At 74.1% G+C, this 19501-nt stretch carries 18 protein-coding genes; 2 read left to right on the top strand and 16 right to left on the bottom strand.

What is annotated here, in order from left to right; genetic code table 11:
* Positions 1-136: 136 nt before the first annotated feature.
* From ACERUJ_RS14320 to ACERUJ_RS14305, 4 genes are all read right to left on the bottom strand, one after another.
* The gene (locus ACERUJ_RS14320) at positions 137-991 is read right to left on the bottom strand and encodes a GNAT family N-acetyltransferase (RefSeq protein ID WP_370249343.1); all 855 of its coding nucleotides are present in this window, start codon (positions 989-991) and stop codon (positions 137-139) included.
* Between the two features lie 447 nt (positions 992-1438).
* Complete coding sequence (gene groL, locus ACERUJ_RS14315) at positions 1439-3061, bottom strand: chaperonin GroEL (protein ID WP_370249342.1); 1623 nt, start codon at positions 3059-3061, stop codon at positions 1439-1441.
* A 113-nt stretch (positions 3062-3174) separates the two neighbouring features.
* On the bottom strand, positions 3175-3468 hold the full coding sequence (gene groES, locus ACERUJ_RS14310) for a co-chaperone GroES (protein WP_370249370.1): 294 nt from the start codon (positions 3466-3468) through the stop codon (positions 3175-3177).
* Between the two features lie 193 nt (positions 3469-3661).
* Positions 3662-4012 carry a hypothetical protein gene (locus ACERUJ_RS14305; protein ID WP_370249341.1) on the bottom strand — a complete coding sequence of 117 codons (351 nt, stop codon included), beginning with the start codon at positions 4010-4012 and terminating at the stop codon, positions 3662-3664.
* A gap of 203 nt (positions 4013-4215) precedes the next feature.
* Between ACERUJ_RS14305 and ACERUJ_RS14300 the strand changes: the two genes are divergently transcribed.
* Positions 4216-5397 (top strand): methyltransferase domain-containing protein, encoded by a 1182-nt coding sequence (locus ACERUJ_RS14300; protein ID WP_370249340.1) that lies wholly within the window; start codon positions 4216-4218, stop codon positions 5395-5397.
* Between the two features lie 159 nt (positions 5398-5556).
* On the opposite strand, the gene ACERUJ_RS14295 is transcribed toward ACERUJ_RS14300, so the two are convergent.
* The 12 genes from ACERUJ_RS14295 to glmS form a co-directional block, all read right to left on the bottom strand.
* Positions 5557-6213, bottom strand: coding sequence for an MBL fold metallo-hydrolase (locus ACERUJ_RS14295; RefSeq protein ID WP_370249339.1), 657 nt, complete (start codon positions 6211-6213; stop codon positions 5557-5559).
* A complete protein-coding gene (locus tag ACERUJ_RS14290) occupies positions 6213-7313 on the bottom strand; it encodes an S-(hydroxymethyl)mycothiol dehydrogenase (RefSeq protein WP_370249338.1) in 1101 nt (366 codons plus the stop codon). The genes ACERUJ_RS14295 and ACERUJ_RS14290 overlap by 1 nt, the downstream gene beginning before the upstream one ends.
* A gap of 110 nt (positions 7314-7423) precedes the next feature.
* Positions 7424-8500: a tRNA (adenosine(37)-N6)-threonylcarbamoyltransferase complex transferase subunit TsaD gene (gene tsaD, locus ACERUJ_RS14285; protein WP_370249337.1), complete on the bottom strand. Its 1077-nt coding sequence runs from the start codon at positions 8498-8500 to the stop codon at positions 7424-7426.
* On the bottom strand, positions 8482-8976 hold the full coding sequence (gene rimI, locus ACERUJ_RS14280) for a ribosomal protein S18-alanine N-acetyltransferase (protein WP_370249336.1): 495 nt from the start codon (positions 8974-8976) through the stop codon (positions 8482-8484). The genes tsaD and rimI overlap by 19 nt, the downstream gene beginning before the upstream one ends.
* A 2-nt stretch (positions 8977-8978) precedes the next feature.
* Complete coding sequence (tsaB, locus tag ACERUJ_RS14275; RefSeq protein ID WP_370249335.1) at positions 8979-9632, bottom strand: tRNA (adenosine(37)-N6)-threonylcarbamoyltransferase complex dimerization subunit type 1 TsaB; 654 nt, start codon at positions 9630-9632, stop codon at positions 8979-8981.
* Between the two features lie 63 nt (positions 9633-9695).
* A complete protein-coding gene (locus ACERUJ_RS14270) occupies positions 9696-10952 on the bottom strand; it encodes a family 16 glycosylhydrolase (RefSeq protein ID WP_370249334.1) in 1257 nt (418 codons plus the stop codon).
* 324 nt (positions 10953-11276) lie between these two features.
* On the bottom strand, positions 11277-12272 hold the full coding sequence (gene tsaE / locus ACERUJ_RS14265) for a tRNA (adenosine(37)-N6)-threonylcarbamoyltransferase complex ATPase subunit type 1 TsaE (RefSeq protein WP_370249333.1): 996 nt from the start codon (positions 12270-12272) through the stop codon (positions 11277-11279).
* The gene (locus ACERUJ_RS14260) at positions 12269-13372 is read right to left on the bottom strand and encodes an alpha/beta fold hydrolase (RefSeq protein ID WP_370249332.1); all 1104 of its coding nucleotides are present in this window, start codon (positions 13370-13372) and stop codon (positions 12269-12271) included. The genes tsaE and ACERUJ_RS14260 overlap by 4 nt, the downstream gene beginning before the upstream one ends.
* Positions 13369-14577: an alanine racemase gene (gene alr / locus ACERUJ_RS14255; RefSeq protein ID WP_370249331.1), complete on the bottom strand. Its 1209-nt coding sequence runs from the start codon at positions 14575-14577 to the stop codon at positions 13369-13371. The genes ACERUJ_RS14260 and alr overlap by 4 nt, the downstream gene beginning before the upstream one ends.
* An 8-nt stretch (positions 14578-14585) precedes the next feature.
* Entirely contained in the window at positions 14586-16058 is a 1473-nt protein-coding gene (locus ACERUJ_RS14250; RefSeq protein ID WP_370249330.1) for an NAD(P)H-hydrate dehydratase, read from the bottom strand.
* Positions 16059-16099: 41 nt separating this feature from the next.
* The gene (locus tag ACERUJ_RS14245; RefSeq protein WP_370249329.1) at positions 16100-16453 is read right to left on the bottom strand and encodes a holo-ACP synthase; all 354 of its coding nucleotides are present in this window, start codon (positions 16451-16453) and stop codon (positions 16100-16102) included.
* A gap of 35 nt (positions 16454-16488) precedes the next feature.
* Positions 16489-18333: a glutamine--fructose-6-phosphate transaminase (isomerizing) gene (gene glmS, locus ACERUJ_RS14240; RefSeq protein WP_370249328.1), complete on the bottom strand. Its 1845-nt coding sequence runs from the start codon at positions 18331-18333 to the stop codon at positions 16489-16491.
* A gap of 86 nt (positions 18334-18419) precedes the next feature.
* Here glmS and coaA point away from each other — a divergent pair, with 86 nt between their 5' ends.
* Positions 18420-19406 (top strand): type I pantothenate kinase, encoded by a 987-nt coding sequence (coaA, locus tag ACERUJ_RS14235; protein ID WP_370249368.1) that lies wholly within the window; start codon positions 18420-18422, stop codon positions 19404-19406.
* Positions 19407-19501: the final 95 nt, after the last annotated feature.

Here is a 19501-nt window from a genome sequence, read left to right as displayed (position 1 = left end):
CGGTTCACGGGTTTGTGAATGTTTTCACGAGCGCCATGGGGCGGGTCACCCCCCGGTATCGAGGCGCCCTCCGACGGGCGCTAGTGCGACGCCGCGAGGCGCGGTGGACGGCGCGGGAGGGCGGGCGACGGGGAGGTCAGGCGCGCTTGATGTCGGTGAGCGCGATGCGCACCGTGAGCCGCTCCCCGGCCATCCGGATCCGCCCGCGCATGCCGGCGGCCAGCACCATCGGCAGCACCGCGTGGCTGTCGGACGGCGCAGTGAGCACGATCTCCTCACCGCCGGCCGCGCGCGCCGCGCGGGCGACGTCCGCGAGGAGGCGGGTGCCGAGACCGCGACGCTGCCAGGCGGGGTCGACCCAGAGGTCGACCGGCCACGGCGCGTCGTCGTCCTCGAGGGGGGTGACCTCGGCGCGGCCGGCCACGAGGCCGCCGGCGAGTGCGGAGACGACGAGCCCGTCGGTCACGTAGCTGACCTCGCCCGCGCCGACGGTGGCCGGGGCGGGCGGCGCCTGGGCGTCGAGGACGTCGCCCACCAGCTCGGCCAGCGCCGTGGCCCGCGCCCGCTCGGTGGCGGTGAACGGCTGGTCGCGGCGGATCTGGATCGTCGCCGCCTCCCCCACGTTCATCTCCAGCACGTCCTCCGAGCCCTCGCCGGGCTCGACGTCGGCGTCGAAGAGGTGCGCGACCACGTCGGGGAAGGACGCCGGGCGCGCGATGATCGAGCGCACCGCCAGCACGTAGCGGGTGGGCTGGTCCTCCAGCGCGGCCGCCGTGACGGGGATGCCGGTGACGCGCGTCCCTCCGGCGGCGGTGAGCATCTCGGTGAGCCGCGCGAGGTCCCAGCCCTCGGGCACCTGCAGCACGAGCTCGTCGGTGACCTTCTCGCCCTCGGGGAAGATCTGCACCCCCGCGATGTTCACGCCCTCGCGCCCGCAGGCGGCGGCGATCTCGGCGAGTGCGCCGGGTCGGTCGGGGAGTCCTGCACGCACGCGCCACAACATGGGGGCAACTATGCCGGAGCCGCGTCACGCCCCGCGCTCATCCACGTTTCGTCGGGACGTTGGCCCCGGGGACCCGGTCCCCGGCCGGCGGATGGTCGGCCCCGCCGCCGGCCATCCGCCGCGGGACCGGACCGGCCGCCGATGGACCGGACCGGCCGCCGCGGGACCGGACCGGCCGCCGCGGGACCGGACCGGCCGCCGATGTAACACGCCGTCCACCCGTCTGGTCGCCACCTGTCAGTCACTCACCGGGCGAAATCGGCACCACGGCGACTGAGAGGCGTCAGGTAGACGGGTGGACGGCGTGTTACATCCCGCCTGGCCGGTGGCCAGCGGGGCGGCGGCGGCAACAGCGCGGGCGCACGAACGCCGACGGCCCGCCGTCCTCGAGGTGAGGACGACGGGCCGCCGGGTGCTGCGGGGAGCCGACGGAGGTCAGTGACCGTGGCCGTGCCCGTGGCCGTGGCCGGCGTCGGGCTGCTCCTCCTCGGGCTTGTCGACGACCAGGGTCTCGGTGGTGAGCAGCATGCCCGCGACCGACACCGCGTTGGCCAGCGCGGAGCGGGTGACCTTGACCGGGTCGATGACGCCCTGGGCCAGCAGGTCGCCGTACTCGCCGGTGGCGGCGTTGTAGCCGTTGCCGGGGCCGAGCTCGCGCACCTTGTTGGTGACGACGTAGCCGTTCTCGCCGCCGTTCTCGGCGATCCAGCGCAGGGGCTCCTCGGCGGCCTTGCGCACGATGCGCACGCCGACGGCCTCCTCGCCGGTGAGGCCGAGGTCGCCGTCGAGGGCGGAGACGGCGTGGATGATCGCCGAGCCGCCGCCGGGGACGATGCCCTCCTCGATGGCCGCGCGGGTCGCCGAGACGGCGTCCTCGATGCGGTGCTTCTTCTCCTTGAGCTCGACCTCGGTGTGCGCGCCGACCTTGATGACGACGACGCCGCCGGCGAGCTTGGCGAGGCGCTCCTGGAGCTTCTCGGTGTCCCAGTCGGAGTCCGAGGCCTCGATCTCGCGCTTGATCTGCTCCACGCGACCAGCCACCTCGGCGGCCTCTCCGGCGCCGTCGACGATGGTGGTGTTGTCCTTGGTGACCACGATGCGGCGGGCCTGGCCCAGCACGTCGAGGCCGACCTGGTCGAGCTTGAGGCCGACCTCGGGCGAGATGACCTGGCCGCCGGTGAGCACGGCGATGTCCTGCAGGATCGCCTTGCGGCGGTCGCCGAAGGCGGGAGCCTTCACCGCGACGGCGTTGAAGGTGCCGCGGATCTTGTTGACCACGAGGGTCGAGAGCGCCTCGCCCTCGACGTCCTCGGCGAGGATGAACAGCGGCTTGCCGGCCTGGATGACCTTCTCCAGCAGGGGCAGCAGCTCGGCGATCGCCGAGATCTTGCCCTGGTGGATGAGGATGTAGGGGTCGTCGAGCACGGCCTCCTGGCGCTCGGCGTCGGTGACGAAGTACGCCGAGATGAAGCCCTTGTCGAACTGCATACCCTCGGTGAACTCGAGCTCGGTCGAGGGGGTGCTCGACTCCTCGACGGTGATGACGCCGTCCTTGCCGACCTTGCCGAAGGCGTCGGCGAGCAGGTCGCCGATGTGGGCGTCGCGCGAGGAGACGGTGGCGACCGCGGCGATGTCCTTCTCGTCGTCCACGTCGCGGGCGGCGGCCTTGAGGGCGTCGGCCACGGCGGCAGCCGCGGCGTCCATGCCCCGCTTGAGGCCCATCGGGTTCGAGCCCGCGGCCACGGCGCGCAGACCCTCGTGCACGAGCGCCTGGGCGAGGACGGTGGCGGTGGTGGTGCCGTCACCGGCGACGTCGTTGGTCTTGGTGGCGACCTCCTTGGTGAGCTGCGCACCGAGGTTCTCGAACGGGTCGTCGAGCTCGACCTCACGGGCGACGGTGACACCGTCGTTGGTGATCGTGGGGGCGCCCCACTTCTTGTCGAGGACGACGTAGCGGCCCTTGGGGCCGAGGGTCACCTTGACGGCGTTGGCGAGCGCGTCCACGCCGCGCTCGAGGGCACGGCGGGCGTTCTCGTCGAACTCCAGGATCTTGGGCACTGACTACTCCTAGCGATGGTCTGCGGAAAGCCGAACGCCCGGGGCGTCGCGGCGCGATCGTCGAGACGACGACCGGCGGGCGACGTCCCGGGCGGTTCGAGTGAGGATGTGGCTCAGCCGAGGACGGCCAGCACGTCGCGGGCCGAGAGGATGAGGTACTCCTGGCCGGCGTACTTGACCTCGGTGCCGCCGTACTTGCTGTAGATGACCTTGTCGCCGACGGCGACGTCGAGCGGGACGCGGTTGCCGTTGTCGTCGATGCGACCCGGGCCGATCGCGAGGACCTCGCCCTCCTGGGGCTTCTCCTTCGCGGTGTCGGGGATGACCAGACCGGAGGCGGTGGTCTGCTCGGCCTCCAGGGGCTTGACGACGATCCGGTCCTCGAGCGGCTTGATGTTGACCGACACGATGTCGACCTCCACTTTCTCGTGCTACTTGGCGTGCGTTCGGACTCTCGGGCGCGGGGCAGGCCGCCGGCTGGGCCGGAGGCGATCCGCGTTGGCACACTCGATGCGAGAGTGCCAGAGCGAAACTAGCACTCTCTCCAACCGAGTGCCAGAGGAGGTCGGCAGCTCGCGCTCCCGGGCCGCCGCCCGCTCGTCAGCGGCAGGCGCCGAAGTCGGAGCGGCCGCCGAGGATCGACGCCCGGGCCCGCCCGTCGCCGCTCGCCGCGCCGAGTTCGACCACGACCTGCGGGGCGCCGCCGGCGCGGGAGATCACGAGGGTGTCCTCGTCGCGCCACCCGAGGGCGTGATGGGCGACCCCGTACTCCTCGCACAGCTCGACGACGGTGCGGTCGCGCAGCCATCCGCGCTCGACGACCCGCACCCGGGTCTGCTCGTCGAGCAGCGCGGCGGGGTGGTCGACGACCGCCTCCCACTCCCCCGTCGGAGACGTCGCCCGCGAGCTCACCGGCGGCGCGAACAGGGAGACCGCGAGCGCGGCGAGCACCCCGGCCAGCCCGAGCGCGACCCACGCCGTCCACCGCCGAGGGGGAGACGATGGTGTGCCGCGAGGTGGCAGTGCGGCAGCGATCAGTGCGGCAGCGAACGGCACCGACGGCCGGGTGCGGCGGACAACGCTCCGCACGTAAAGACTCGGCCGGACCCGAACCGGCGTGGGTCGCGCCCGCGGCTGCTGAGAGGATCGGCGCCGTGGACCTGGCGACCTTCGAATGGCTGCTCACCGAGGACGGCGCCCAGCTGCTCGCCGAGGCCGCCTCCCTGCAGTCCTCCGGCGCCGACGCGCTCGCCGCGGGCGAGGCGCTGCGTCGGCGTGCGACGCCCGAGCGGGCCGCCGCGGCCTGGACCCAGATCGGTCTGCGCGCCAAGGCGAGCACCAAGTTTGGCGACCTCGCGCCCCGGCTCTTCTTCACCCCCGACGGCCTCGAGCAGGCCACCCGCCGCCGCGTCGCCGCCCACCGCGCCGGCCGCGCCGCGGCCTTCGGCGCCCGCACCGTGATCGACCTCGGCTGCGGCATCGGCGGCGACCTCATCGCCTCTGCCGAGGCGGGGCTCATCTGCGCGGGCGTCGACCTCGACCCCGTGCGGGTCGCCGTCGCCCGGGCCAACCTCGCCGCGCTCGGCCTCGCGGGCGCCGTCCAGGTGGCCGACGCCACCGAGATCGACCGCCGCGCCTTCGAGCTCGCCTTCGCCGACCCCGCCCGCCGCACCGGCGCGGGGCGCACCTTCCGCGTGGAGGACTGGACGCCGCCGTGGTCGTGGGTCACCGAGGTCCTCACCGGGGACGCCTGCGTGAAGGTCGCGCCCGGCATCCCCCACGACCTCGTGCCGCGCGGCGTCGAGGCGGAGTGGGTGAGCGAGGCCGGCGAGGTGAAGGAGGCGGCGCTGTGGTCCGGGCGCACCGCCACCGTCGCGCGCCGCGCCACCGTGATCGGCACCGGCGGCCTGGCCACCCTCACCGAGGACGACGACCCCGGCCCCGCCGCGGTCGACACCCGCGCGGTGGCACCGGGCGACCACCTCTACGAGCCCGACGGCGCCGTCATTAGGGCCGGCCTCGTCACCGCGGTCGCCGCCGGCGTCGAGGGAGCGCTGCTCGACGAGAAGATCGCCTACGTCGTCAGCGAGCGCGCCTTCGTCACCCCGTTCGCCCGCGGCTACCGGGTGGTCGAGCAGCTGCCGTTCCGCGAGAAGCAGCTCCGCGCCGCCCTGCGCGAGCGGGGCATCGGGCGCCTGACGATCAAGAAGCGTGGCGTCGAGGTCGTGCCCGAGGAGCTGCGTCGTCGCCTCGGGCTGCGCGGCGACGGCGAGGCGACCGTCGTCCTCACGCGGGTGGGTGGCGACGGCACGGCGCTGCTCGTCGAGCCGCACTGACGGCTCTGCTGATCGGCTGTGGCGGGTGGTGCCGGTGCGGTCGAGGGGCGCCGATTGGTGCCAAACCGCAACATCTGCCCGGCAAATGTTGCGGTTTGGCGCAAAACCGCAACCCCCCGGAGCCGGGCCGACCCGCACCTCAGCCGTGGACGACGGGCCTCAGCGCCCCAGCGCGGCGGCCTCGGCGCCGATGGTGGTGGACTCGCCGTGGCCGGTGTGGACGACGGTGTCGTCGGGCAGGGCAAACAGCCGCGCCCGGATGGAGGCCTCGAGGGTGGGCCGGTCGCTGAAGGAGCGACCTGTCGCCCCGGGGCCGCCGTGGAAGAGCGTGTCGCCGGTGAAGACGCAGCCCAGGTCGGGCGCGTACAGGCACACCGCACCCGGCGCGTGACCGGGCGTGTGGATCACCTCCAGCGTCGTGCCGGCGACCTCGAGGCGCGCGCCGTCGGCGAGGTCGACGTCCCACAGCTCGCCGTCGACCGCGTCAGGGCCGCCGTGGGTGAGCTCCCACAGCGGGCGGTCGTCGGGGTGCAGGAGGATCGGCGCGCCGGAGCCTCCGTTGGCGGCCACCCGCAGCGCCGGGGCCACGCGCACGTGGTCGTCGTGCGCGTGGGTGCACACGATGGCCTTGATGGTGCGCTCCCCCACCACCGCGAGGATGTCGTCGATCGAGTGCGGGGCGTCGATCACGATGCACTCGGCGTCGTCGCCGACGACCCAGATGTTGTTGTCGACGTCGAAGGTCTCGCCATCGAGGGAGAACGTGCCCGACGACACCGCGTGATCCACCCGCAGCCGACCCACCGGAGCGGCCATCAGAGCACCACCACCGAGCGCAGGACGTCGCCGTGGTGCATGCGCTCGAACGCCGCCTCGACCGCGTCGAGGGCGATCTCCTCGGTCACGAACGCATCGAGGTCGAGGCGGCCCTGGCGGTAGAGGTCGACCAGCATCGGGAAGTCGCGGCTGGGCAGGCAGTCGCCGTACCAGCTCGACTTCAGCGCACCACCGCGACCGAAGACGTCGATCAGCGGGATCTCGGGCACCGTCATGTCAGGGGTCGGCACGCCGACCAGCACCACGGTGCCGGCCAGGTCGCGGGCGTAGAAGGCCTGCTTCCAGGTCTCGGGGCGGCCCACCGCCTCCACCACCACGTCGGCGCCGTCGGCGCCCTCGTAGACCTCCGCGCAGATCCGCTTGATCTCCTCCACCGGGTCGACCTGCGAGGAGTCCACCACGTGCGTGGCGCCCAGCTGGCGCGCCTTCTCGAGCTTCTTGGCGTCGATGTCGACCGCGATGATCGGCGAGGCGCCCGCCAGCGCCGCGCCCGCGATCGCGGCCACGCCCACGCCACCGCAGCCGATCACGGCGATCGAGCGACCGCGCGTGATCGCACCGGTGTTGATGGCCGCGCCGACGCCGGCCATCACGCCGCAGCCCAGCAGGCCGACCGCGGCGGGGCGGGCGTCGGCGTTCACCTTGGTGCACTGACCGGCCGCCACCAGGGTCTTCTCCGCGAAGGCGCCGATGCCCAGGGCCGGCGAGAGCTCGGTGCCGTCCTCCAAGGTCATCTTCTGCGTGGCGTTGTGCGTGGCGAAGCAGTACTGCAGGTCGCCGCGCTTGCACGCGCGGCACTCCCCGCACACCGCACGCCAGTTGAGGACGACGAAGTCGCCCGGCGCCACCGACGTGACGTCGTCGCCCACGGCCTCGACGATGCCGGCGGCCTCGTGCCCCAGCAGGAACGGGAAGTCGTCGTTGATGCCGCCCTCGCGGTAGTGCAGGTCGGTGTGGCACACCCCGCACGAGAGCACCTTCACCAGCGCCTCGCCCGGGCCCGGGTCGGGCACGTTGATCGTCACGATCTCGACGGGGGCTCCCTTGGCCTTCGCGACGACGGCCTTGACCTGGTGCATGCTTCCTCCTGCGACGAGTGCGACGGGTGCCGGCTGGCGGGTGACGTGCGTCGCAGTCAACCTAGCGGCCGCTGGAAGGCGCGACCGGGCGGGATGCCAGGTGCGGCGGATCAGCCCGCCAGGACGTCGGTGACCGGGAGGCTCGAGTCGGCCGGCAGGTCGAGCGAGGACGGCGTGCGCCCGCGCGCCACCATCTCGGCCCCGAGCGCGGCCACCATCGCTCCGTTGTCGGTGCACAGGCCCGGGCGCGGCACCCGCACCCGGATGCCCTTGGCCGAGGCGCGCTCCTCGGCCATCGCCCGCAGCCGCGAGTTCGCCGCGACGCCGCCGCCGATCATGAGGTCCTCGATGCCCTCGCTGGCCGCGGCGTCGATGGCCTTGCGCACGAGGACGTCGCACACCGCCTCCTGGAAGGACGCCGCCACGTCGGCCACCGGCACCGCCTCGCCGCTGAGCTCGCGGGCCTCGACCCAGCGCGCCACGGCCGTCTTGAGGCCGGAGAAGGAGAAGTCGAAGCGGTGGCGCTCGAGGTCGCGGCGGCTGGTGAGGCCGCGGGGGAAGTCGATGACGACCTGCCCGCCGTCGCGTGCCACGCGGTCGATGTGCGGGCCGCCCGGGAACGGCAGGCCGAGCAGGCGGGCCACCTTGTCGAAGGCCTCGCCGGCGGCGTCGTCGATGGTGGCGCCCATCGGCGCGACCCCGCTCGCGGCGCCGGTGACGTCGGTGACGCGCAGCAGGCTCGAGTGCCCGCCCGAGACCAGCAGGGCGATGCACGGCTCCGGCAGCGGACCGTGCTCGAGCTGGTCGACGGCCACGTGCGCGGCGAGGTGGTTGACCCCGTAGATCGGCTTGCCCAGGCCCAGCGCCAGCGCCTTCGCCGAGGCCACGCCCACCAGCAGGGCTCCGGCCAGGCCGGGCCCGTGGGTGACGGCGATCGCGTCGACGTCGCGCAGGCTCACGCCCGCGGTCGTGCACGCGCGCTCGATCGTGGGCACCATCGCCTGCAGGTGCGCGCGGCTGGCCACCTCGGGCACGACGCCGCCGAAGCGCGCGTGCTCGTCGACGCTGCTCGCGATCGCGTCGGCCAGCAGGGTCGTGCCACGCACGATGCCCACGCCGGTCTCGTCGCAGGAGGTCTCGATGCCCAGCACCAGGGGCTCGTCGCGGTTCACCAGCTCATCTCCCATGTCGCGTCGTGGCCGTGCTCGAGGCTCGTCAGGGGCCGCTCCAGCACGAGGGCGGCCGTGCCGTCGCGGTAGTAGCGCTCGCGGCGTCCGAGGTCGCCGAAACCGGTGCGGCGGTAGAGCGCGAGGGCGGGCGCGTTGTCCTCGCGCACCTCGAGCAGCAGCCGCGTGGCGCCGCGGCTCCGCGACAGCTCGGCCACCCCTCGCACCAGCGCCTCCCCCACCCCGCGACCGCGGACGTCGGGCGCGACCGCGATGCGCTGCAGCTCGGCGTCCACGTCGACGACGGCGACCACCGCGTAGCCCAGCGCAGCCCCGTCGGCGTCGCGGGCGGCGATCACCGCGGTCGTCGGCAGCCGCCCCTCGAGGGCCTCACCGAGGAGCGCCGGCGACCAGGGGTCGAGCGGGAAGGCCACCTGCTCCAGCTCCTCGATCCACGCGAGGTCGGCGGGGCGGGCGGTGTCGACGTCCGGCGCCATCCTCACCGCCCCTCCGCGTCGGGGCGCCGCAGGTACAGCGGCTCCGGCTCGAGGACGACGACCCGCCGCTCCACGACGCCTCGCGCCAGCCATGCCGCGGCGGGCCGCAGCGGTGCGCGGTCGTCGTCCACGGTGCCGGGGAGGACGCCTGGGTAGAGCCGGGTCCCCTCCCCGAGGACCGGCAGGTCGCCCAGCTGCTCGGCCAGCATGGCCGGGCGCTCCACCACGGGCTCCTCCGCGCGCACGCCTGCGGCGTCGTAGCGGGCGAGGTAGACCTCCTTGCGGCGCGCGTCGGTGGCCACCGCGAAGTCGCCCCCGACGAGCCCCAGGGCGATCGCCTCCAGGGCGAGTGCGTCGAGCGAGCACACCCCGTGCACCGGCACCTCGAGCACGTGCCCGAGCGTGCGCGCGGTGACCAGGCCGACGCGGAGCCCGGTGAAGGGGCCGGGGCCGGCGCCGACGACGATGGCGGACAGGTCGCCGGGCACCGCACCCGCCTGCTCCAGCACCTGCTCGATCAGCGGCGCGAGCTGCTCGCCGTGCTTCATCGACTGCGCCGACGCGGCCTGCGCCAGCACCGCCGCCGCACCGTCGTCCACGCCGCTGTGGAGGGCCACGGACACGGTGGGCGAGGAGGTGTCGAGGGCGAGCAGCACGGCCCCGAGGCTACCGTCCGGGCTGCTCCGGCCGACGCTCGGCGGCCCCTGCGCCCGGCGGCCCTACTTCCAGACCCGCACGTAGTCGACGTAGGTGGTGGCGGGCGTCGTCATCGGCGAGGTGAGGGCGTTGGCGCCCACGCCCATGAGCTGGCTCAGCGCGATGATGAACGGCTTGCGGAAGCTCGGCGCTCCGGCGGTGTTCACCAGGCAGGTGCGGCCGTCGACGCTGATCGTCACGCGGTCCGCCGTCCACTCGAGGGTGTAGGTGTGCCAGTAGCCGCGCGAGGCGTAGCAGTTCCAGGCGGTGTTGAGACCGGGCACGGGGCCGCCGTTGTCGTTCTCGGTGTAGTGCAGGAACGGGATGGCGAGGTTCGGGTGCTGGGAGTAGGTCTCGACGATGTCGATCTCGCCGGAGGCCGGCCAGGTGTCGGTGGGGCTGTAGCGGATGTCAGGCCAGAGCCAGAAGGCCTCCTGCAGACCCGGACGGCTGAAGAGCTGGTTGCGCATGCGCACCTCGAAGCGACCGTACTGCTGGCTCCACTTCCAGAAGGTCGACACCGTGCCGGTGGCGTAGGGGGCGGCCAGGCCCAGGCTGTCGGCCGGGCACAGCAGGGAGCCTCCGACCGGCTTCGCGCTCAGCCGCAGCGCGCCGCCCGACACCGAGACCACCTCGGGGCTGTCGGCGTAGCAGAAGCCGGTGCCCAGCCCGGTGGAGGCGGTCCACTTGCTGCTGTCGAGCGCGGCGCCGGAGAACTCGTCGTTGAACGAGCACGCCCAGTAGGTGCCGTCGCTCTTGCGAGGCCGCACACCGCAGGCGTCCGAGGGCGCCTTGACGGCCGCGGTGGCGACCGGGCCGACGGTACCGAGGGTGCGGGCGCCGGTGGCGGTGACCACGCGCAGGGTGCTGCGCACGCTCGGACGACGCACGCTCAGGCGGTAGGCGCCCTTGCGGTCGGCACGTCCGACGCGCATCGTGGTCCACCGCGCGGTGCTGCGCGGACGGGCCTGCACCCGCACGACGGCTCGGGCGCGGGTGCGCCCGGCGACGAGGACGTTCGAGCCCCGGACAGTGATGCGGGCACTCAGGCCGCCCATCGCACGGGCGGCCGCGAGAGCGCCGGCGCCGGCGGTGTCGCCCGTGGCGCCGCGCACCTCCTGGGCGACGGTCTCGGCGGGCAGGTGGCGGGTGGCCTCGGGGGCCGCGTCAGCCGCGCCGGCTCCGGCCCGCGAGGTGGCCGTGCCGACCAGGATCGTGCCCACCACCATCAGCGTGGCGAGCAACGACGTGAGCCGTGTCCACATCCTGCGTACGCGCATCCTGCGCCCCCTCGACATCCGTGTCTGGTCCTGCACGTCGAGGTTACGAACGCCGAAGCCTCCGGCGGCACCTGCGCGGGGCCGGAGCGACTGGTCACCACGACCCACCCCCCGCGGGACCTCGGTCCATGGGCGGAGGTCCCGGGTCGGCGGCGTGCCCGGGTCTGCGGGACGGGGTCCTCACCGGGTGACCAGGCAGTGCATCGGCGGCGCTCGCGGCCACCTGAGCGTGCGCGGTGCAGCTTTACCGGCGCGATCGCAGACACATCCGATCGACCGGGGCGAGTGGTCCGCGGCGGTGGGCGCCGCGCGCGGGCCGCGCCGTCAGAGGCCGCGCAGGTCGACGCCGGACCAGCGCGCACCCACGGCGTCGATCTCGACGACGCGCGGATCGGCCTCGGGATCGACGTCGACCGCCGCGGTGGCGCGCCGGATGCGCACCTTGAGCCGGGCGTCGGCGAGCCCCTCGGCCACGCCCGCACCCCACTCCACCACGGTGACGGCGTCGGCCAGGTCGGTGTCGAGGTCGAGGTCGTCGAGCTCGGCGCGGCCACCGAGGCGATAGGCGTCGACGTGCACCAGCGGGGGGCCGTCGCCGAGCGAGGGGTGCACGCGACTGATCACGAAGGTCGGCGAGGTCACGCCGCCGCGCACGCCCAGGCCGTCGCCGAGACCCTGGGTGAACGTGGTCTTGCCCGCCCCCAGGTCGCCCGTGAGCACGAGCAGGTCACCGGCCTCCAGGATGCTGGCCACGCGTCGTCCGAGATCGCGCATGGCCTCGGCCGAGGGCACCTCGCGCACCACCGGCACCGTGCGAGCCATCTCGATGTAGGGCCGGTGCCGGGCCGACTCGACGAAGCCCATGTCGGCCCAGAAACCGGCCGTGCGGGGCAGCTCCTCGCGCGCGAGCACCACCACGCGGGCCGGGCCCTCGCGCCTGGCCACCTCGGCCAGCGCGGCTCGCACGAGGCGGGTGGCCACCCCGCGCCCCTGGGCGTGCGGGGCGATGCCGAAGCGGCGCAAGTAGACGGCGTCGTCCGCGGAGATCGCGCCGCGGACGGTGTCGAGCACGACCGCGCCGACGGGCTCGTCGCCGCGCGTGCTGTCGAGGGCCAGCAGGCCGCCGCCGTTGCCGAGCAGCGCGGCGATGCTTTCCTCGGTCTCGGCGAGGGCGTCGGCCGGCGGGTCGAGCGCGGGTCGTGCCGCGAAGGCCGCGCGGACGACGGCCAGCACCTGTGCAGCGGCCTCGGGGCCGACCACGTGGACGACGACGCCCCCGTCGTCGGTGGCCGCGGGACCGGTCGGGGTCGGGGCGGTCATCGACGTTCCGCCCGGGCGGTGGCGGCGGTGATGAGCTGGTCGAGCTCGGCGTTGACGAGGTCGTGGCGCTCCATGATCACGAGGTGACCGGCGCCCTCGCACTCGAGCAGGCGCGAGCCCTCGATGCGCGCGTGCAGCTTGCGCGAGTGGCCGATCGAGGTCAGCTTGTCGGCGGTGCCGCAGATCACCGAGGTGGGCACGGCCGAGAGCTGCTCGACCTGGTCGAACTTGTCGAGCGAGCCCAGGGTCGGGAAGAAGTCGGCGACCACCTCGAAGGGCGTGGCCGAGAGCATGCGGTCGACGAACTCGACGTAGCTGCGCGGCACCTCGCCGCCGAAGGCGAAGCGGTCGGTGGCCACCAGGGCGATCGCTCCGCCCGCTCGGCGCAGCAGGTCGATCGGGCGGTGGCCGTGGCGCAGGGCCCGCAGGGCCCGGCCGGCGAGCGGGCCGCTGAGGCGCGCGGGCAGCATCGGCAGCAGCACGCGGCTGGGGTCGAGACCCCCGGCGGTGGTGGCGACCAGCCCCACGCCGACGATCCGCTCCCCCACCAGCTCGGGGTAGTGCTCCACCAGGGCCACGATCGACATGCCACCCATCGAGTGGCCCACGAGCACCACGGGGCCGTCGGGCACCACGGCCTCGATCACCGCGCGCAGGTCGTGGCCGAGCTGGTCGATCGTGGCGTTCTCGCGCGAGGAGTCGCCCGAGCGCCCGTGCGAGCGCTGGTCGTAGTAGACCGTGCGCACCAGCCCGCGGTAGGCCGCGCGCTGGAAGTGCCAGCAGTCGAGCTCGAGGCAGAAGCCGTGGACGAACACCACGGTGACCGGTGGCGTGCCGGAGCGCTGGCGGCGCAGCAGCCGGTCGACGGCGCCGCGGTCGGCGCCGGGCTCGTCGACCTCGTCGATCTCCACGTGCAGCGCGACGCCGTCGTCCGCGAGCACGGTGACGGGCTCGGAGCGCAGGGCACCGAAGGCGACCTGGTCGCCGGCGCGACGACTGATCTGGCGCTGCTGGCGCAGCACGCCGACCGCCACCGATCCGGCGGCGGCCACGCCGAGGGCTCCGGCCAGGGAGCCGGCGATCCGGGCGCGGCGGCTCATCGGGCGGCCTCCTCGGGCAGCGCGACGCCGTCGCTGTCGACGTGCCTGCGGATCATGCGTCCCCCGATCCTGGTGACGATCTCGTAGTTGATGGTGCCGCACACCTCGGCCCACTCCTGGGCGGTGGGGGCACCGTCGGCACCGTCGCCGAAGAGCACGGCCTCGGCGCCCACCGGCGGCTCGTCGCCGTCGAGATCGACGACGACCTGGTCCATGCACACGGTGCCGCGCACGGGGCGGCGTCGCCCGGCCACGAGGACGTCGACCGACCGCTCGCCCGGGCGCGACGCGGCGCGCGGCACTCCCTCGGCGTAGCCGACCGGCACGAGCCCGACCGTCGTGGGCGCCGGGGCCACCCAGCGCTGGCCGTAGGAGACGGCGTCGCCGGCCGCGAGGTGCTTGACCATCACGAGCGGCGCACGCACGGTCATCGCCGGGCGCAGCGGCACGGCCGCGAGGTCGACCTGCCCGGGGGCGGGGTCGAGCCCGTAGAGCGCGATGCCGCAGCGCACCGCGTCGAAGCGGGCGGAGGGACGCAGCAGCGCCGCGGCGGAGTTCGCCAGGTGCCGCAGCGTCGGGGCGAGGCCGTGGCGCTCGGCCAGCGCGAGCGCCTCGCGGAAGGCGGTCTCCTGCCGCTCGTTGGCCGGGTGGTCGGGCTCGTCGGCGCAGGCGAAGTGCGACCAGATGCCCGTGATGCGCCAGCGGCCCTCGACCTCGCCGCGTCGGGCGCGGGCGAAGAGCGCCTCCCAGTCGGCGCGCGCCGCGCCGCCGCGGGAGAGCCCGGTGTCGACCTTGAGCTGCACGCCGGGAGGCAGGTGGCTGCCGAGCCGCGCGAGGCCTTCCGCACCGTCGTGCTGCGCGGCGTCGTCGAGCGCATCGAGCTCGGCCACCGTGTAGGCCGTGGGTTCGATGTTCTCCCTCAGCGCGCTCACGTGGTCGGCGTCGGGTGCGGTGAGCCAGCACATCAGGGGCGCCTCGACGCCGCTGCGGCGCAGCGCGAGCGCCTCGTCGAGGGTCGCGGTGGCGAGCATGGTGGCGCCGCCCTCGAGCGCGGCACGGGCGCTCTCGAGCATGCCGTGGCCGTAGCCGTCGGCCTTCACCACCGCAATGAGCGGCACGCCCGTCACCTCGCGCAGCAACCGCGCGTTGGCCCGGATCGCGGCCACGTCGACCACGATCTCGGGGGTCTGCGGCCCGCGCGTCATGCGCCCGATCATCCCAGGGGGTGCTCGGCGGTGGGGACCTGGGGAGTCGCGTCGAGGAGGCGGGCGAGCACCCCGGGCAGCGCCCGCGCCACGTCACCGGCCACGATCGGGCCGCCCGAGGACGCCGCGGTGGCGGCCGCCCCGTGCAGCCACGAGCCCACGGACGCCGCGTCGAACGGGTCGAGGCCACCGGCGAGCAGCGCGCCGATCAACCCGCCCAGCACGTCCCCGGCGCCCGCCGTGGCCAGCCACGGGGTGCCGGTGGTGGTCACGCGCACGCGTCCGTCGGGGTGGGCGGCGAGCGTGCGTCGTCCCTTGAGCAGCACGACCACGCCGAGGTCGGCCGCCGCGGCACGCGCGTGCCGGAGCGGCTCGGCCTCCACCTGCTCGCGCTCCACGCCGGTGAGTCGCGCCAGCTCGCCCGCGTGCGGCGTGAGCACCGCCGGGCGCCCGCGCACGAGGTCGGCGTGGGCGATCGCGTCGGCGTCGACGACGAGCGGGACGTCGTCCTCGAGGCAGGCGCGCAGGGCCTCGGCGGCATCGGTGTCGCTGCCCGAGCCCACCACCCACGCCTGCACGCGCCCGTCGCCGACCACCTCGGGGTGGGCGGCGCGCACGAGCGCGCGCACGGTGTCGTCGCCGACGTGGCGCACCATGCCGGCCAGGCCGCACGCCGCTCCGGCCACGCTCAGCAGGCCGGCGCCGGGGTAGGTGGCCGATCCGGCGCGGACGCCGACCACGCCGCGGGTGTACTTGTGCGCGTCGGGTGCGGGCCTCGGCACCAGAGCCGCCACGTCGTGCGGCTGCAGCGCCTCGACGGCGGCCGGCGGCAGGTCGAGGTCGAGGTCGACGAGGTGCACTGCGCCGCAGGCGGAGGCTGCCGGGTCCAGCAGGTGGCACGGCTTGAGCGTGCCGAAGGTGACCGTGAGCGCGGCCCGCACGTGGCGCTCCGGGGTGGCGCCGGTGTCGACGTCCACGCCCGAGGGGATGTCGACCGCGACGATCGGGGTGCCGTACGCCTCGACCGCCGCTAAGGCGCGCTCGGCCGCCGGGCGCAGGCCCGGTCGCCCGCCGATCCCCACCACCGCGTCGAGGACGACGTCCGCCCCCGCCGCGCGCCACGTGGCCGGCAGCTCCGGCAGCGTCGGCACGTCCTCCCCCGCCGGACGAGCGCGACCACCGGCCGCACGCAGGGCCGCGAGACCGCCCTCGTGCACGGCGGATCCGAGCAACCAGGCCTCGACGGCTGCCCCGCGCCGCGCGAGCACCGCCCCCGCGTGCAGCGCGTCGCCGCCGTTGTCGCCGCTGCCCACGAGCAGCAGCACCCGTCGTCCGACCGCGCCGCCGAGCAGGTCGATCACCGCGTGGGCCAGACCGCGCGCGGCGCGAAGCATGAGGGCGTCCTCGGCACCCGATGGCAGCGTGGCGAACACCGCGGCCTCCGCGGCGCGCACCTGCTCGACGGTGTGGGCTCGCAGCACGTCGTCCTCCTTCTCCCAGGGCCTCGGGGCTCGCGCCCGGCTCAGCTCTCGAGCACCACGAAGGCCGAGGCGATGCCGGCGTCGTGGGTGAGTGAGAGGTGCACCGAGGCGGCGCCGGCGCGCTCGAGGGCCGCCTGCACGGTGCCGCGCAGCACGAACACGGGTCGCCCGCTCGGCTCGCGCACCACCTCGGCGTCCTGCCAGCTCATGCCGCCCGGGGCACCGAGGGCCTTTGCGAGCGCCTCCTTCGCGGCGAACCGTGCTGCCAGCGAGGCCGCCGGCAGCTGCCGCTCGGCGTCGGTGAACAGCGTCGTGAGCAGCGCCGGGGTGCGGGCGCAGGAGGCCTCGAACCGGGCGATGTCGCACACGTCGACACCGATACCCACCACGGCCACGCGCCGCCTCCCCGCTCGCCGGGCGCCCGCGCCCGCTACTCGACCGTGACCGACTTGGCCAGGTTGCGCGGCTGGTCGACGTCGTGGCCCAGCGCCGTGGCGAGCTCGCAGGCGAAGAGCTGCAGGGGCACCACCGACACCAGCGGCTGCAGGAGCACCGGCACCTTGGGCAGTCGGACGAGGACGTCGGCGTAGGGCTCGATCGAGGTGTCGTCGGCCTCCGCCAGGCAGATGGTGCGCGCACCGCGCGCCCGCACCTCCTGAATACCGCTCAGCATCTTGCCGTGCAGCTGGTCGCGGCCCTTGGGCGGCACGACGCACAGCACGGGCAGGCCCTCCTCGACGAGCGCGATCGGGCCGTGCTTGAGCTCGCCGGCCGCGAAGCCCTCGGCGTGCAGGTAGGCGAGCTCCTTGAGCTTCAGCGCGCCCTCGAGGGCCACCGGGTAGCCCGCGTGGCGGCCGAGGAAGAGCACCGAGCGGGTGCCGGAGTGCTCCCGGGCGAGCTGGTAGATCGTGTCGGCGTCGCCGAGCACGGTCTCGATGTGCCCGGGCATCTGCTCGAGCTGCTCCATGATCTCGTCGATCTCGTCACCGAAGCGGGTGCCCTTGACCTGCGCGATGTAGAGCGCGAGCAGGTAGCAGGCCACCAGCTGGGTCAAGAAGCCCTTGGTGGAGGCCACGCCGATCTCGGGGCCGGCGTGGGTGTAGATCACGGCGTCGGACTCGCGCGGGATCGAGGAGCCGTTGGTGTTGCAGATCGCCAGCACCTTCGCGCGCTGGGCGCGGGCGTGGCGGATGGCCTGCAGCGTGTCGGCGGTCTCGCCCGACTGGCTGATCGCCACGATCAGCGTCGTGGAGTCGATGATCGGGTCGCGGTAGCGGAACTCGGAGGCGAGCTCGACCTCCACCGGCGTGCGGGTCCAGTGCTCGATGGCGTACTTGGCCACCATCCCGGCGTAGAAGGAGGTGCCGCACGCGATGATGATGATCTTGTCGACGTCGCGCAGCTCCTCGTCGGCCAGGCGCATCTCGTCGAGCTGCAGCTGACCGCGGGCGGTGCGTCGTCCGATGAGGGAGTCGGCCACCGCGCGGGGCTGCTCGAAGATCTCCTTGCGCATGAACCAGTCGTGACCGTCCTTCTCGGCGGCCGAGAGGTCCCAGTCGACGTGGAAGCGCGTGGCGTCGGCGGGGCGACCCCAGAAGTCCATGACATCCACGCCGTCGGCGGTGAGGACGACGATCTGGTCCTGCCCGAGCTCGAGGGCCTCGCGCGTGTGCTCGATGAAGGCCGCGACGTCGGAGCCGAGGAAGTTCTCGCCCTCGCCGATGCCCACCACCAGGGGCGAGTTGCAGCGGGCCGCGACGACCTTGCCGGGCTCCTCGGCGTCGACCGCGACGAGCGTGAACGCGCCGTCCAGTTGCTGGCACACGCGCTGCATGGCGGTGGTGAGATCGACGCCGGACTGGACCTGCAGCTCGATCAGGTGCGCCACGATCTCGGTGTCGGTGTCGCTGAGGAGCACGTGGTCGTCGCGCTCGATGCGCTCGCGCAGCTCGATGAAGTTCTCGATGATGCCGTTGTGCACCAGCGCGACGCGGCGCGAGCCGCCCGTGTGCGGGTGGGCGTTGACGTCGTTGGGCGGGCCGTGGGTGGCCCAGCGGGTGTGGCCGATGCCGGCGTGGGCCGTGGGGAGCGGGTCGTCGGCGAGCGCCTTCTCGAGGTTCGCGAGCTTGCCGGCCCGCTTCTCCAGCGCCAGACGCCCCTCGGTGACCAGGGCGACGCCGGCCGAGTCGTAACCGCGGTACTCCAGGCGGCGCAGGCCGTCGATGACCGTGTCCTGGGCCGACCTCGGCCCTACGTATCCAACGATCCCGCACATAGAGCGACACTGTAGTTCAGCCTCGGCCGGTCCCGATCCCGGACGCGCGCGTGGCCCTCGCCACCGCTGCTGTAAGAATCGCGATCATGGCGAGCAGCCACCACCACGCGGGGCACCACCACGACGAGGCGACCCGCGAGGCCTCGCCCTACGTTGAGCTCGAGCGCGCCACCTGGGCCGAGCTGGCCTCGGAGACCGAGAGCCCGCTGACCCTCGAGGAGGTCCAGCGCCTGCGCGGCATCGGCGACTCACTGTCGGTGCAGGAGGTGCGCGACGTCTACCTCCCCCTGTCGCGGCTGCTGAGCATGCGCGTCAGCTCGGCGTCCGCACTGCACCGCGAGCAGGAGGCCTTCCTGCACCGCCGCACCCCACCCCGCACGCCGTTCGTGATCGGCCTGGCGGGCTCGGTGGCCGTGGGCAAGTCGACCGCCGCCCGCGTGCTGCAGCAGATGCTCGCCCGCTGGCCCGAGCACCCCAACGTGGCGCTGGTGACCACCGACGGCTTCCTCTACCCCAACGCCGAGCTCGAGCGCCGCGGACTGCTGCAGCGCAAGGGCTTCCCCGAGTCCTACGACCGCCGCGCCCTGCTGCGCTTCGTCATCGACATCAAGTCCGGCCGCGACGAGGTCGAGGCGCCCGTCTACTCCCACCTCGTCTACGACGTGGTGCCCGGCGAGCGCGTCGTCGTCAAGCGCCCCGACATCGTCATCGTCGAGGGCCTCAACGTGCTGCAGCCCGCCCGCGTGCGCGACGACGGCCGCACCGCCCTCGGCCTGTCGGACTTCTTCGACTTCTCCATCTTCGTCGACGCCTCCACCAGCCACATCCGCGACTGGTACGTCGACCGCTTCCTGCGCCTGCGCGAGACGGCGTTCCGCGACCCGTCGTCCTACTTCGCCAAGTACGCCGCCCTCACCCACGACGAGGCCGTCGACGAGGCGCGCCGCATCTGGGACGCCATCAACGGCCCCAACCTCGAGCAGAACGTCCTCCCCACCCGCTCCCGCGCCACCCTCGTCCTCCGCAAGGACCACGACCACTCCGTGCGGTGGGTGCGGTTGCGCAAGCTGTAGGCCGGCGGGGCCGGTTTCACCGGCCGGCCGGTGAAACTGGCACGTGGACGACGGAGTTCCCTCGTCCACGTGCCAGTTTCGTCGTCCAGGTAGGG

Origin of the sequence: Nocardioides sp., assembly GCF_964228225.1 — a bacterium.
GTDB lineage: Bacteria > Actinomycetota > Actinomycetes > Propionibacteriales > Nocardioidaceae > Nocardioides.
The sequence above is the reverse complement of the archived record's forward strand: the minus strand, read 5'-3'. Positions and strand labels throughout refer to the sequence as shown.

Coding starts and splice junctions, on each gene's coding strand:
- tsaD (WP_370249337.1), bottom strand. CDS start 8,500: ATGGGAGATGAGCTGGTGAACCGCGACGAGCCCCTGGTGCTGGGCATC.
- glmS (WP_370249328.1), bottom strand. CDS start 18,333: ATGTGCGGGATCGTTGGATACGTAGGGCCGAGGTCGGCCCAGGACACG.
- ACERUJ_RS14270 (WP_370249334.1), bottom strand. CDS start 10,952: ATGCGCGTACGCAGGATGTGGACACGGCTCACGTCGTTGCTCGCCACG.
- tsaE (WP_370249333.1), bottom strand. CDS start 12,272: ATGACCGCCCCGACCCCGACCGGTCCCGCGGCCACCGACGACGGGGGC.
- rimI (WP_370249336.1), bottom strand. CDS start 8,976: ATGGCGCCGGACGTCGACACCGCCCGCCCCGCCGACCTCGCGTGGATC.
- alr (WP_370249331.1), bottom strand. CDS start 14,577: ATGACGCGCGGGCCGCAGACCCCCGAGATCGTGGTCGACGTGGCCGCG.
- ACERUJ_RS14290 (WP_370249338.1), bottom strand. CDS start 7,313: ATGCACCAGGTCAAGGCCGTCGTCGCGAAGGCCAAGGGAGCCCCCGTC.
- coaA (WP_370249368.1), top strand. CDS start 18,420: ATGGCGAGCAGCCACCACCACGCGGGGCACCACCACGACGAGGCGACC.
- ACERUJ_RS14260 (WP_370249332.1), bottom strand. CDS start 13,372: ATGAGCCGCCGCGCCCGGATCGCCGGCTCCCTGGCCGGAGCCCTCGGC.
- ACERUJ_RS14295 (WP_370249339.1), bottom strand. CDS start 6,213: ATGGCCGCTCCGGTGGGTCGGCTGCGGGTGGATCACGCGGTGTCGTCG.